The organism is Nocardioides pacificus (genome assembly GCF_054775955.1).
Window position 1 is genome coordinate 343757 of the sequence record NZ_BAAHCI010000005.1, and the last position, 246, is coordinate 344002.

The window sequence follows — 246 nt, forward strand, 5'->3', positions numbered from 1 at the left end:
GCAACCGCACGCCGTACGACGCCTGAGTCGGCGCAAGCTCGCACCCGCGACGGTCCGACCGGCAAGTAACTGGAGGATCCCCAGCACCACCTGGCCGAAGAACTCCAGCTACCCGCGAGTCACCACCGCCCCGCGAGTCGGCGCACGCTGGATCAGCCCACTGCCCCTTGTGTGCCCGAGCACGCTCCCGCCCGCAGCCACAGGCACACGACCCGCTCAGGGCCGCGGGGGGGGGGGGGGGGGGGG